The sequence below is a fragment of the Streptomyces justiciae genome, from assembly GCF_015163075.1.
In the GTDB taxonomy this organism is placed as follows: Bacteria; Actinomycetota; Actinomycetes; order Streptomycetales; family Streptomycetaceae; genus Streptomyces; species Streptomyces justiciae.
On sequence record NZ_JADDXU010000018.1, the window covers coordinates 176,766 to 189,405 of the forward strand.

The 12,640-nt window shown below is 71.0% G+C and carries 11 protein-coding genes and 1 tRNA gene; 6 read left to right on the forward strand and 6 right to left on the reverse strand.

What is annotated here, in order from left to right:
- Positions 1-275 precede the first annotated feature (275 nt).
- Positions 276-1,829, reverse strand: a complete 1,554-nt coding sequence (locus tag IQ210_RS37840) for a pectate lyase family protein (protein ID WP_194083772.1) — start codon at positions 1,827-1,829, stop codon at positions 276-278.
- Positions 1,830-1,987: 158 nt separating this feature from the next.
- Positions 1,988-2,075 (reverse strand) — tRNA-Leu (locus IQ210_RS37845).
- 186 nt (positions 2,076-2,261) lie between these two features.
- Between IQ210_RS37845 and IQ210_RS37850 the strand changes: the two genes are divergently transcribed.
- The 3 genes from IQ210_RS37850 (at position 2,262) to IQ210_RS37860 (ending at position 4,929) form a co-directional block, all read left to right on the forward strand.
- A complete protein-coding gene (locus tag IQ210_RS37850; protein WP_059196582.1) occupies positions 2,262-3,587 on the forward strand; it encodes a M20/M25/M40 family metallo-hydrolase in 1,326 nt (441 codons plus the stop codon).
- A gap of 154 nt (positions 3,588-3,741) precedes the next feature.
- Positions 3,742-3,975: a chaplin ChpH gene (gene chpH / locus IQ210_RS37855; protein WP_194083773.1), complete on the forward strand. Its 234-nt coding sequence runs from the start codon at positions 3,742-3,744 to the stop codon at positions 3,973-3,975.
- 126 nt (positions 3,976-4,101) lie between these two features.
- Complete coding sequence (locus IQ210_RS37860; RefSeq protein ID WP_194083774.1) at positions 4,102-4,929, forward strand: chaplin; 828 nt, start codon at positions 4,102-4,104, stop codon at positions 4,927-4,929.
- Positions 4,930-4,995: 66 nt separating this feature from the next.
- Here IQ210_RS37860 and IQ210_RS37865 read toward each other — a convergent pair whose 3' ends face one another.
- Positions 4,996-5,184: a DUF5703 family protein gene (locus IQ210_RS37865; RefSeq protein ID WP_079308592.1), complete on the reverse strand. Its 189-nt coding sequence runs from the start codon at positions 5,182-5,184 to the stop codon at positions 4,996-4,998.
- Between the two features lie 47 nt (positions 5,185-5,231).
- Here IQ210_RS37865 and IQ210_RS37870 point away from each other — a divergent pair, with 47 nt between their 5' ends.
- Complete coding sequence (locus IQ210_RS37870) at positions 5,232-5,921, forward strand: hypothetical protein (protein ID WP_194083775.1); 690 nt, start codon at positions 5,232-5,234, stop codon at positions 5,919-5,921.
- A 147-nt stretch (positions 5,922-6,068) separates the two neighbouring features.
- On the opposite strand, the gene IQ210_RS37875 is transcribed toward IQ210_RS37870, so the two are convergent.
- Positions 6,069-8,384, reverse strand: coding sequence for a helix-hairpin-helix domain-containing protein (locus tag IQ210_RS37875; protein ID WP_194083776.1), 2,316 nt, complete (start codon positions 8,382-8,384; stop codon positions 6,069-6,071).
- Positions 8,381-9,367, reverse strand: a complete 987-nt coding sequence (locus tag IQ210_RS37880; RefSeq protein WP_194083777.1) for an aldo/keto reductase — start codon at positions 9,365-9,367, stop codon at positions 8,381-8,383. The genes IQ210_RS37875 and IQ210_RS37880 overlap by 4 nt, the downstream gene beginning before the upstream one ends.
- 176 nt (positions 9,368-9,543) lie before the next feature.
- Here IQ210_RS37880 and IQ210_RS37885 point away from each other — a divergent pair, with 176 nt between their 5' ends.
- On the forward strand, positions 9,544-10,599 hold the full coding sequence (locus IQ210_RS37885) for an LLM class F420-dependent oxidoreductase (RefSeq protein ID WP_194083778.1): 1,056 nt from the start codon (positions 9,544-9,546) through the stop codon (positions 10,597-10,599).
- A gap of 235 nt (positions 10,600-10,834) precedes the next feature.
- Positions 10,835-11,623: a ferritin-like domain-containing protein gene (locus IQ210_RS37890; RefSeq protein WP_194083779.1), complete on the forward strand. Its 789-nt coding sequence runs from the start codon at positions 10,835-10,837 to the stop codon at positions 11,621-11,623.
- Between the two features lie 10 nt (positions 11,624-11,633).
- Here the strand turns inward: IQ210_RS37890 and corA are convergent, their stop codons facing one another.
- Positions 11,634-12,632 carry a magnesium/cobalt transporter CorA gene (corA, locus tag IQ210_RS37895; RefSeq protein ID WP_194083780.1) on the reverse strand — a complete coding sequence of 333 codons (999 nt, stop codon included), beginning with the start codon at positions 12,630-12,632 and terminating at the stop codon, positions 11,634-11,636.
- Between the last annotated feature and the right edge of the window lie 8 nt (positions 12,633-12,640).

Consider the following 12,640-nt stretch of genomic DNA (forward strand, 5'->3'; position numbering starts at 1 on the left):
GGTCCTCGCGTCTCGATCCCGGAAGCCTCCGGGGCGCTGGCGGGCCCGCAGGTCTGCCTGGGGTTGTCCGGGTCCAGCTCCGTAACAAGCCGGAAATTTTAGTACGACGCTAGGTCCGGGCCCCTGGGACGGCCACTGGAGAGGCCCGTCCGGGTGGGTACCCGAACGGGCCGCACACCGCCTGACCTGCGACTCCTGGCAGCGGACGAGACATGCCCCACATCGGCCGCACATCACCCAAGAGCTCCGAGAACAGGCGGAGTTGGTGCAATTGTTTACTGGGCGTACGTCTCGAATTCAGCGATCTGTGGGGTGCCGTTGGCGCTGGTGATCGAGAAGGTGAGCTTCTTCAGCGAGGTCGAGGCGAACGAGATGGTCCCCGCGCCGCTACCGGAGGCCAGAACGGCGCCCGTGTCACCGTTGAGGACCTGCCAGGAGCCGATGCGGCCCGCAGCGGCCGACGTCTCCTTGATGACGGCCTTCGAGACGGTGGTGGCCGAGCCCCACTTGATGGAGACGCTGCCGGTCGAACCGCTCGGTGACCAGTAGGTGCTCGTGTCACCGTCACGGACGTTGCCGTAGCTGGTGCCGTCGGCCTTGCTGGAGCCGTCGGAGCCGGCGCCGATGCTGAGGTTGGTCCCGGTGGGAGCGGTGGGAGTGGCGGTGGCCGTCGGTGTCGCCGTGGCCGTCGGCGTCGCGGTCGCCGTGGGTGTCGTCGCCGTGCAGCTGCCGTCCGACACCGCCAGCCCCGTCCCCGCGCCGGCCGTCTTGGCCACGATCGCCGGGACGCAGGACGCCTGGTCCAGCGTGTAGGCGTACGGGATGCTCACTGAGGTGTTGGACACCGGGTTCGGGCCCGCCGGGTTGTTCTCGTCCCCGGGGGCGGACCAGGTCACGTTGTCGAAGACGTTGCCGCTGACCTGCCAGTACCCGGCCAGGTCCGTGTAGAAGGTGCCGAGGACGTCCTTGGAGTCCTCGAAGTAGTTGTTGTCCACCTTCGCCTTCGCGCCGGCCCGGGAGTTGATGCCGGACTCGTTCAGGCTCACGTAGTGGTTGTTGTACATGTGCGCGATGCCGCCGCGCAGCAGGGGCGCACGGGAGTCGATGTTCTCGTACAGGTTGTGGTGGAACGTGACATAGCTGCTGGAGAGATCGCTGTCGCTGGAGTTGATGAGCCCGCCGCGGCCCGAGTTGCGCAGCGTGCTGTACGACAGCGTGACGTACCGGGTGTTGGCCTTCAGGTCGAACAGGCCGTCGTAGCCCTCCGATTCGCCGCCGGAGGCGAGGAGCGAGACGTGGTCGACCCAGACGTTGTGGACGTCGCTCTCCATGCCGATGGCGTCCCCGCCGTTGGAGGTGGGCGAGCCCGACTTCTTGACGTTCCGGACCGTCACGTTCTGGATGATGATGTTGCTGGACTCCCGGACGTGGATGCCCAGTTGGTCGAAGACGGCCCCGCTGCCCACGCCGACGAGCGTGACGTTGCTGATCTGCTTCAGCTCGATCACCCCGTCCGCGGTGTTGCAACTGGCGCCGGACACCTTGCTGGTGTTGGCGTGGTTGATGGTGCCCTCGACCTGGATGGTGATCGGGGTGCTGCTGCTGGCCCGGCCGCACAGGGCCTGGTGGATCTGGGTGCCGGTGGTGGCCTTGACGGTGGTCCCGCCCGCGCCGCCGGTGGTCCCGCCGTTCTGTGTCGCGTAGCCGGTGGCGCCCGGGGTGGCCGCGGAGGCCTCCGGCATCACCAAGGCCGTGCCGGCCGCGGCCACCAGGCCGAGCCCGGCCATCGCGGCGTACAGCTTGGGGGAACGTGCACGTGCTCGTCTCATCCGCTTCATCCCTGTTCGTCCCTGAAGGGGGGTGCTGGATGGTGCTGTGTGTCAGGGAGTGGTCACCGCGGACGGCGCGGAGGTTGCCGACCTGGCGGCGGAGATTTCACGAATGTGCTGGGAAAAGCAGAAAACCCCTGATCAACAGGGGTTTCAGCTGGTGTCCGAGGGGGGACTTGAACCCCCACGCCCGATAAAGGGCACTAGCACCTCAAGCTAGCGCGTCTGCCATTCCGCCACCCGGACAAGGTGTCTGTCGTGCGGGGTTTCCCTCGCGGCGACAGAGGAAACATTACCAGGCTTTCGAAGTGCTCCGATCACCCCCTCGCTCCCACGTGAACGGCGTGTGACGGACCGGGTCCGGTCTTGGGCGCGGCCCGTCGGAGAGAGAGGATGAGGGGACCACCAGCAGGTACAGCGGGAGGAAGCAGCGTGAGCGGGACGGACACGACCAGGCACGTCACCGGCGAGGACGAGGTCGTGGACCTCTGCCGCGAGCTGATCCAGATCGACACCAGCAATTACGGCGACCACTCGGGGCCGGGGGAGCGCAAGGCGGCCGAGTACGTCGCCGAGAAGCTCGCCGAGGTGGGCCTCGACCCGCAGATCTTCGAATCCCACCAGGGGCGCGCCTCCACGGTCGCCCGCATCGAGGGCGAGGACCCCTCCAAGCCCGCGCTGCTCATCCACGGCCACACCGACGTCGTCCCGGCCAACGCGGCGGACTGGACCCACCACCCCTTCTCCGGCGAGGTCGCCGACGGGTGCGTGTGGGGCCGTGGTGCGGTCGACATGAAGGACATGGACGCGATGACCCTCGCGGTCGTCCGCGACCGGCTGCGCAGCGGCCGCAAGCCCCCGCGCGACATCGTCCTCGCCTTCCTCGCCGACGAGGAGGCCGGCGGCACGTACGGCGCCCGGTACCTCGTCGACAAGCACCCCGACCTCTTCGAGGGCGTCACCGAGGCGATCGGCGAGGTCGGCGGGTTCTCCTTCACCGTCAACGAGAACCTGCGGCTGTACCTGGTGGAGACCGCCCAGAAGGGCATGCACTGGATGCGGCTCACCGTGGACGGCACCGCAGGCCACGGCTCGATGACCAACACCGACAACGCCATCACCGAGCTGTGCGAGGCCGTCGGCCGGCTCGGGCGGCACAAGTGGCCGGTGCGGGTCACCAAGACCGTGCGGTCCTTCCTCGACGAGCTCTCCGACGCCCTCGGCACCGAGCTCGACCCCGAGAACATGGACGAGACCCTCGCCAAGCTCGGCGGCATCGCCAAGATGGTCGGCGCGACGCTCCAGAACTCGGCGGCGCCCACCATGCTCGGCGCCGGCTACAAGGTCAACGTCATCCCCGGCCAGGCCACCGCCCACGTCGACGGCCGCTTCCTGCCCGGCTACGAGGAGGAGTTCCTCGCCGACCTCGACCGCATCCTCGGACCGCGCGTGCGCCGCGAGGACGTGCACGGCGACAAGGCGCTGGAGACCGACTTCGACGGCCGGCTCGTCGACGCCATGCAGACCGCGCTGAGCGCCGAGGACCCGATCGCGAAGGCCGTGCCCTACATGCTCTCGGGCGGCACCGACGCCAAGTCCTTCGACGACCTCGGCATCCGCTGCTTCGGCTTCGCGCCGCTCCAGCTGCCGCCGGAGCTCGACTTCGCGGGCATGTTCCACGGCATCGACGAGAGGGTGCCCGTGGAGGGGCTGAAGTTCGGCGTGCGCGTGCTGGACCGGTTCATCGACGCGTCCTGAGACGCCTCCTGAAGTTGACGTTGCTTATCGGGCGCACGTACGACCACGACTGAGAAGGGTGAATGCGCTCATAAGCTCGTAGCTCCATTACTCCCTCCTCGTTACAGGTGATGCGATCCGCTACTTGGGATCGCATTGCCAACAAGGAGGAATAATGATCAAGAAGGTCGTCGCCGCCGCGGCTGCCACTGGTGGCCTGGTTCTCGCGGGCGCGGGCCTCGCTGCTGCCGACTCGGGTGCTCAGGGTGCCGCGGTGCACTCCCCGGGCGTCCTGTCCGGCAACGTCGTCCAGGTGCCGGTTCACATCCCCGTGAACGTCTGCGGCAACACGGTCTCCGTGATCGGCTTGCTGAACCCCGCCTTCGGCAACACCTGCATCAACAAGTGACGTTGTGCCTCGCCCCATGAGGGGCTGAGCCCGTCGGCCTCGGAGCGCGCGCCATGCGCTCCGGGGCCGACCGGTCTTTTCACGAGGATCGCAGGTCGGAATCGACAAGGCAGGGGGAATTCAGGAATGCGACAGGTAACCCGCAAAGGCCTGATGACGGTGGCGGCCGCGACCGGCGTGCTCGCCGCGGCGGGCGGCGCCGCGCACGCCGACTCGGGGGCGGCCGGTTCCGCGTCGAACTCACCCGGCGTGCTGTCGGGCAACACGGTGCAGGCGCCGGTGCACGCGCCGGTGAACGTGTGCGGCAACACGGTCGACGTCGTCGGGGTGCTCAACCCGGCGGCCGGCAACAAGTGCGCCAACCAGGGGGGATCGTCCGGCTCCGGCGGGTACGGCGACTCCGGCGGACACGGGGGTTCCGGTGGCGGTTCGTCGTCCGGCGGGCACGCCTCGGACTCGCCGGGCGTCGGCTCGGGCAACCACGTCGAGGCGCCGGTCGACGTCCCGGTCAACGTCTGCGGCAACAGCGTCGACATCATCGGCGTCGGCAACTCCACGACGGGCAACGACTGCGGGAACGGCGGCGACGGCTCGGGCGGCGGCCACCCGGGCACTCCTCCGGGCGGTGGCGGTCACCAGACGCCGCCTCCCGGCGGCCCGGACCAGCCGGGCAACCCTGGTACGCCCGGCAACCCTGGCACGCCCGGTACTCCGGGCAACCCCGGAAACCCGGTCGAGCCGGGTCAGCCCGGGACCCCGGGCACCCCGCCCGCGTCGGGCGGTGGGACGCCGGGCGGCAACCACCCGGGGACCCAGACGGTCACCCAGCCCCACGGTGACGCCCAGCTCGCCCACACGGGCAGCGACCTGCCGCTGGGCCTGACCCTCCCGGTCGGGGCGGGCGCGCTGCTGGCGGGCGCGGTGCTCTACCGCAAGGCCCGTGCCGCGGCGTAGCGGAGCGGACACGGAACGGAGCGGGCCCCGCAACTGCGGGGCCCGCTCCGTTCTCCCGGCCTCACCTCACCAAGTGGCCCGCACCTGGCGGATGATCCTGCGGCGCAGCCGCACCTTGCGGCTTCCGTCACGCAGCAGGCTCAGGCGGTCCAACTCCCAGTGTCCGTACTCGGCATGGTCCGTCAGCAGACGTGTGGTGTCCTTGCGGGAGACCCCGCGCGGTACGTACACGTCGACAAATTCGTATTCCGGCATCGCATCTATTGTGCGGGCTGGGGCCCGGTACGGATAGCGTCTGCACTATGTCTGATGCTGTGCAGCCCACCGCTGCCGAGGTACGTGCCGCCGCCGACGCGGTCAAGACCGCGCTCGACCGCCACCTGGCCGCGGTCGAACGCCGGTCGGGGGAGGACGACGAGGCCGTCTACGAGGCGTTCAACGAACTCGCCGCGGCCGCCGAGGCGTACGACGAGCTGCTCTACGACCGCTACGACGAGGTCACACCCTTCGAGATCCCCGGCGCGGAGGAACTGCCGCCGTACGCGGGTCCAGAGGAACCGAACGCGCTGAGCGTGCTGATCCGCCGCGACTACGCGGTCGCGGAGCCGCAGCGGCTGCTGGCACAGGCCCAGCGGATCGAGGCGGCGGACCCCGACGGGGAGGCCTCCGGCGCGGCGGGCTCCGGCACGGTGCACGGGGCGCTGGGGTTGCTGTTCGGTGAGTACGAACCGGACGAGATCGCCTCCCGGCACAAGGAGTTCGGCCTGGAGGAGGGCGACTCCACGCTGTGGGTGACCGCGGCGGAGGAGCCGGCCGAGCCGGGTGAGTGGCTGGAGGCGCCGTTCGACGGGGTCGATCCGCAGCAGGTGGTGTGCCGGTTCGATGTGAGCGCGGTCTTCGACGACGAGATCGACGACGGTGCGGATGACGACGAGCTGGATGAGCTCGACGCGGATCTGGATGAGGACGAGGATCTGGAGGCCCACCGCTAGCGCTGGGCTTGAGCGGCGGTGGTCACGGAGGTGGGTTTCCGTGACCACCGCCGGTTTTTGCACGGGTTCGCCGTGGGGGCGGCGATGTGTGCGTGACTGCGGGACGGTGGGGGCTGGTCGCGCAGTTCCCCGCGCCCCTTAGGTGCGTCAGCTCGACGCCAACTGTGGGGTGAGCAGCACCTGTAGGCGGGTTGTGCGGGGCTTTGCCTCGATTTCTGCCACTGCCCTGGGGAGGGCCTGTTCTGCGCCGTGTACCACTGACAGGTGGCGGGAGGCTCTGCTGAAGGCTGTGTAGACCCAGGGGCGGGTCAGGGACTGGGTGGCGTCGCCCGGGAGGACCACCACCACCGCCGGCCAGCGGCCGCCGGCCGCCTGGTGGGCGGTCAGGGCCCAGCCGTGGCGGACGGACTGGTCCACGCGGTCCTTCGGGACGACGACGGCCTCGCCCGAGCAGGTCAGGTGCAGGCCCTCCGCGTCGGCCTTCACCACTTTGCCCGGCAGGGTGCGGCCCGGGGCGGGGGAGTAGGCGACGCGGTCGCCGGGGTCGAAGCCGCCGAAGCGGCCCGGGCCCGGGTTGAGGCGCTCCTTGAGCGCGGCGTTGAGGGCGCGGGTGCCCGCCGCTCCGCCGTGGCCCGGAGTGATGACCTGGGTGTCCTCGGGCGGGACGCCGATCGCCCGCGGCACCGAGTCGGCGACGAGCTGCACGGTCCGGTGCACGGCCTCGCCAGCGTCCCGCACCGGCACGATCACGACCTCCTTGCCGGGGGCCTCGACCTGGTTCAGCTCGCCGATGCCGATACCGGAGACCAACTCGCCCAGCGGACCGGGGTCGGGGAGCCGGGAGGCCACCTGGGGGCAGACCCGCGCGGCCAGCAGATCGGCGAACACCCGCCCCGGCCCCGCCGACCACAGAACCCCCGGGTCTCCGGCCAGCAGCAGCCGCGCCCCATCCGGCAACGACTCCGTGAGCAGCGCCGCCGTCTCCACGTCCAGTTGCGGCGCGTCGAGCACGACGAGGAGGTCCAGGTCGAGGGCGCCGTCGGCGTCCCGGCCCGGGCCCTCGGCGCCGGACAGGAGACCGCTGACCGTCGTCACGGTCGTCGCGCCGGGGACCAGGGCCGCGAAGCGGTCGCGCCCGAGCGGGCCGTGGGCCGTCGCCCAGGCACGCAGGCCGAGTTCCTGAGCCGCCTGGAGCAGTGCCGCCGGTTCCGCCAGGGACGCCTCCCCGCCGGTGTGCAGGACCAGGCCGTGCGCCGCGACCGCGCGGATCAGCTCACCGGCCGACGCCTGCGCGGCGCCCGCCGCACGCTCCCAGTCCTCGGCCGATCCGTCCTGCTTGGGCGTCGAGTTGATCAGCCGGGCCAGTCCGTCGGCGAGGCTCTCCTCGGCCAGCGCGTACCGCTCCAGGCCGACCAGGACGCGGACCGGGCGCTCTTCGTCCTCGTCCTCGGGCTCCGGGGCACGCGGGTCGAGGGCGTCCTGGAAGACCAGGGCCTCGGCCTCCGCGAGGGTGTTCTGCACGGCCGCGTCGGCGTCCGGCACGCCCTGCTTGCCCAGCGCGGCGACGAGCGTGGGCAGTTCGAGGGCGGTGTGCCCGGCCAGTGCGGCCTGCTCCAGCAGCCAGACGGTCACGGCACGGCCCCGGCGCTCGTCGTCCGGGCCGCACTCCGCGCCCAGCAGCGCCCGCGCGAACCCGTCGGCCTGCTCCGGCCGTACCCCGGTGACGCGCAGCAACTGCCAGGGATCGGCGCGCAGCTGATCGGCCGCGCCCTCCCCGAGAGCCGCGGCCACCTGCGGGACGAGCGCTTCGGGGGCGCCGCCCTCGGTCAGGACGCCGCGCACGGACGCGACGGTCTCGGCAGCGGGGGCCGCGGGTACGTCCGCGGCGACGGGCTGGGGGCGCTGCACGGGTTCCGGGGCGGGCCGGCGCGGTGCCGGGGGTTCGCTGAAGACCGCCGCCACCGGCTTGGCCCCGCTCTCCACCGCCCGCACGGCGGCGAGCAGATCGGCGGCCTTGCCGCTGAGCTTCGCGCCGCTCTCGACGGGCCCCTGCTTCTCGGCCTTCCGCCGCGCGATGCGCTCCCGCTCGATCTTCTGTGCCGCGAGCTCGGCCTCTGCCTCGGACAGCTGGGGAGCGGCCTCGCCGTCGCTTCCGGCCGCAGTTCCGCTTCCGGTGGCCGTCTCGCCTTCGGCCGCGGTCTCGTCCTCGGCCCCGGCCGAAGTTGCGCTTCCGGTGGCTGTCCCGCCTTCGGCCGCAGTCTCGTCCTCGGCCCCGGCTGAAGTTCCGCTTCCGGAGGCCGTCTCGTCCTCGGCCGCGGTCCCGTCCTGCTCGCCGGCGGCCTCGGGTGCCTCCTCCGTGACCTCGTCGGCCTGGGCGGCCTCGCTCTCGGCGGCACCGGCCTCTCCGGTCGCCGTCGCCTCCTCCGGCTCGGTCTCCTCCGTCGGCCCCGGCTCCGTGCTCACAGCGTGCTCCAGTCGTGATCGGGATAGCGGTGCACGGGCGCCGACACGTCGTCGAGCGCCCGGCAGATCTCGTCAGGAAGACTAAGGGCCTCCACTGACAATGCCGCCGTGAGCTGCTGCGCGTTGCGCGCGCCGACGATCGGGGCGGTCACCCCGGGCCGGTCGCGGACCCATGCGAGGGCCACCTGGAGCGGGGTCACCGCGAGCCCGTCGGCCGCGGTCTGCACGGCGTCCACGATGCGGCTCGCCGTGTCGTCGAGGTACGGCGCGACGAACGGCGCCAGATGCTCGGAGGCGCCCCGCGAGTCGACGGGCGTGGCGTCCCCCCGGTACTTGCCCGTGAGCACCCCCCGGCCCAGCGGGGAGGAGGGCAGCAGCCCGATGCCCAGGTCCAGCGCGGCCGGCAGCACCTCGCGCTCGACGCCCCGTTGGAGCAGGGAGTACTCCAGCTGCGTGGCCGCCAGCCGGGTCCGGGTGCCCGGTGCCGCCAGCTGCCAGGTCGCGGCCTTGGCGAGCTGCCAGCCGCAGAAGTTGGAGACGGCGGCGTAGCGCGCGCGGCCGCTGCTGACCGCCAGGTCGAGCGCCTGGAGGGTTTCCTCCAGCGGGGTTTCGGGGTCGTAGGCGTGGACGTGCCACACGTCGACGTAGTCCGTGCCGAGGCGGGTGAGGGAGGCGTCCAGCGCGGAGAGCAGATGGCCGCGCGAGCCGTCGAAGCGGCGGTCCGGGTCCGGCACGCTGCCCGCCTTGGTGGAGATGACCAGGTCCCGGCGCGGGACCAGGCCTTCTATGAGGCGTCCGAGCAGATACTCGGCCTCCCCGTCGCCGTACACGTCCGCCGTGTCGACGAGGCTGCCGCCCGCTTCCCAGAACGTCTTCAAGAGGTCCGCGGCGTCGTGCTCGTCGGTGTCCCTGCCCCACGTGAGGGTGCCGAGTCCGATACGGGACACACGCAGGCCGGTGCGGCCGAGATGCCTCTGCTCCATGAGCGCCGACATTACTGGCCTGAACCAGTGGTGTGGGGGCCTGTGGACAACCAGTTTCCCTGATCGTCACGGCATCGCTGTGGGCGGAAGAACACGACCGCGAACTGCCCCGATCCATGACCCCGCGCTAAGGTCGGCCCACAAGGGACGTTACTGATCGGTAAGGGGAATCGGCCATGCAGCTCGGCATCAACCTCGGTTACTGGGGCGCCGGAATGGACGCGGACAATCTCGCCGTCGCCCAGGAGGCCGACCGCCTCGGGTACGCCGTCTGCTGGGCCGCCGAGGCCTACGGCTCCGACGCGGCCACCGTGCTCAGCTGGGTCGCGGCGCAGACCGAGCGCATCGACGTCGGCTCGGCCATCTTCCAGATCCCGGCCCGCCAGCCCGCGATGACGGCCATGACCGCCGCCACCCTCGACTCGCTCTCCCGCGGCCGTTTCCGCCTCGGCCTCGGCGTCTCGGGGCCGCAGGTCTCCGAGGGCTGGTACGGCGTCAAGTTCGACAAGCCGCTGGCCCGCACGCGTGAGTACGTCGAGATCGTGCGCAAGGCGATGACGCGCGAGCGGCTGTCCTACGACGGCGCGCACTGGACGCTGCCGCTGCCCGGCGGCCCCGGCAAGCCGCTCAAGCTGACCGTGCACCCGGAGCGCGAGCACATCCCGCTCTACATCGCCGCGATCGGCCCCAAGAACCTGGAGCAGACCGGTGAGATCGCCGACGGCGCGCTGCTGATCTTCCCCTCCGCGGCGCACCTGGAGGAGACCACGATCAAGTACCTGCGGGCCGGGCGGGAGAAGGCCGGGAAGACCCTCGAAGGCTTCGACGTCCACCCGACGCTGCCGCTCGCGCTCGGCGAGGACAAGGACGTGGCCACGCTCGCCGACACCTTCCGCCCCTACACGGCCCTGTACGTGGGCGGCATGGGCAGCGCCAAGCAGAACTTCTACAACCAGCTCGCCCAGCGCATGGGCTTCGAGGCGGCCGCCGCCGAGGTCCAGGAGAAGTACCTCGCGGGCGACAAGCAGGGCGCCGCGGCGGCGATCCCGCACGACCTGATCGACCAGACGACGCTGCTCGGTTCCGTGGACCGCATCGCCGACCGGATGAAGGAGTACGCGGCGGCCGGTGTCACCTCGCTGAGCCTCGCTCCCGCGGGCTTCACGCTCGACGAGCGGATCGCCGCGCTCCGCGCCGGCTCCGAGGCCCTGGAGCGGGCCGGACTCGCGTAACACCGGCTTCAGGAGGCCGGAAGTTTCTGCGGCCGTGGTGGGGGCTCGGGGGTCTTCCCCGCCACGGCCGTCACGCAGAACAACGCGCGCGTGCCCGCCGGGTTACGCCCCGGACGTGACCCCGTGGGTCCTCCTTTTGGCGGAGTTGTCCGACACAGCTGTTGCAGCACCTCTCTCGCCGCATTTGACTCGTTCTTTGCGGATTGCCGCGGAGTCCCGCAGAGAGGTGCCCACGATGCTTTCGGCCAAGAGTCTGTTCACCGAGATCCTCGACAACGACGATTCCTTCCGCCTGTTCTGCTCCATCGCCGCCAGCGGCGAGTCGCAGGGCGGCTGGGAGAACGCCCGCATCGCCGCCCTGGTCCCGGAGAGCGAGCGCGAACTCGCCCCCAAGATCACCCGGCACGGCGCCGACGAGGACAAACACGGCCGGATCTTCAACGCCCTGATGAAGAAGCGCGGCCTCGACCCCGTACCCGTACCCCCCGAGACCGACTACACGATGCTCCTGGAGCGCAACGGCATCGGTCTCGCCCACGACAAGCTCAAGGCCGACCAGCCGCTCACCGTGCAGGACATCGTGACCTACCTCGCGCACAGCAGGGTCACCGAACAGCGCGCCTCCGAGCAGATGGAGCTGCTGCGCAAGCACTTCGCCGACCACCCCGACCTCGGGCGGGCGGTGAAGATGATCTCCAACGACGAGGACAACCACCTCGCCTACTGCCACGAGGAGTTGCTGCGCTTCGCCTACGCGGGCCACGGCCGGGACATCCAGCGCATCCTCCGGGAGTGCGCGCTCGCCGAGATCCGCGTCTACCGCGACGTCAGCCTCGCCGTCATGGCCCACATGGGCCGCATCCTCGGCTGGCCCAAGGCCAAGTCGGCGGTCCTCGCGGCCGGCATCCACGCCGTGTACGCCTACGAACGCGCCGCGGGCTGGCGCCGCATGGTCTCCCTGAAGATGCCCGAACGCCGCGACGCGCTCGGCGGCCCGGCCACCGCCGCCCCCGAGTTCGCCTGAGCGCCGCGTCCTAGAGCCAGCCCCTGCGCTTGAACGTCCGGTACAGCAGGACCTCCAGGACGGCCATCAGCGCGATCACCGCCGGATACGACCACACCCAGTGCAGTTCCGGCATGTGGTCGAAGTTCATGCCGTAGATCCCCGCGATCATCGTGGGGATCGCGGCCATGGCCGCCCACGCGGAGATCTTCCGCATGTCGTCGTTCTGCCGGACGCTCATCTGCGCCAGATGCGCCGACAGGATGTCCGACACCAGCCGGTCCAGGCCCTCCACGGACTCGTTCACGCGCGTGAGGTGGTCGTTGACGTCACGGAAGAAGGGCCGCGCCTTCTCGCTGACGAACGGCACCGAGCCGCCGAACTGGCCGAGCCCCGCCAGCCGGGTCAGCGGCAGCGCCAGCGGGCCGGTCGCCCGGCGGAACTCCAGGATCTGCCGCTTGAAGGTGTAGATCCGCGACGCCGTGGTGCGCGAGCCGCCGCCCCCGTCCGGCGAGAACACCTCCGCCTCCAGCTCCTCCAGATCCGTCTGGAGCTCGGTCGCCACCTCCACGTAGTGGTCGACGACGGCGTCCGAGACCGCGTACAGCACCGCCGTCGGGCCCTTGTGGAGCATGTCCGGCTCCTGCTCCAGACGCCGCCGTACGGCCTTCAGCGGGGCGCCCTCGCCGTGCCGGACGGTCACCACGAAGGAGTCGCCGAGGAACAGCATCACCTCGCCGCTGGACACCCGGTCGCTCTTCGGCTCGTACACCACCGGCTTCAGGACGAGGAACAGCGAGTCGTCGTAGACCTCCAGCTTGGGCCGCTGATGGGCCTTCAGGGCGTCCTCGACGGCCAGCGGATGCAGCCCGAACTCCTGGGTCACGAGGTCGAACTCCCGCTCCGACGGCTCGTGCAGCCCGATCCAGACGAACCCGCCCGCGGCCCGCGCCTCCTCCAGGGCGTCGGAGAGGTCGTCGGGGCCCTCGGTGCGGTGTCCGTCGCGGTAGACGGCACAGTCCACGATCACGGTGCGTA

Bases quoted from the DNA above. Each gene is read 5' to 3' on its own strand.
- IQ210_RS37885 (WP_194083778.1), top strand. From the start codon at position 9,544: ATGCAGCTCGGCATCAACCTCGGTTACTGGGGCGCCGGAATGGACGCG.
- IQ210_RS37865 (WP_079308592.1), bottom strand. From the start codon at position 5,184: ATGCCGGAATACGAATTTGTCGACGTGTACGTACCGCGCGGGGTCTCC.
- IQ210_RS37890 (WP_194083779.1), top strand. From the start codon at position 10,835: ATGCTTTCGGCCAAGAGTCTGTTCACCGAGATCCTCGACAACGACGAT.
- IQ210_RS37840 (WP_194083772.1), bottom strand. From the start codon at position 1,829: ATGAGACGAGCACGTGCACGTTCCCCCAAGCTGTACGCCGCGATGGCC.
- IQ210_RS37860 (WP_194083774.1), top strand. From the start codon at position 4,102: ATGCGACAGGTAACCCGCAAAGGCCTGATGACGGTGGCGGCCGCGACC.
- IQ210_RS37880 (WP_194083777.1), bottom strand. From the start codon at position 9,367: ATGGAGCAGAGGCATCTCGGCCGCACCGGCCTGCGTGTGTCCCGTATC.
- IQ210_RS37870 (WP_194083775.1), top strand. From the start codon at position 5,232: ATGTCTGATGCTGTGCAGCCCACCGCTGCCGAGGTACGTGCCGCCGCC.
- chpH (WP_194083773.1), top strand. From the start codon at position 3,742: ATGATCAAGAAGGTCGTCGCCGCCGCGGCTGCCACTGGTGGCCTGGTT.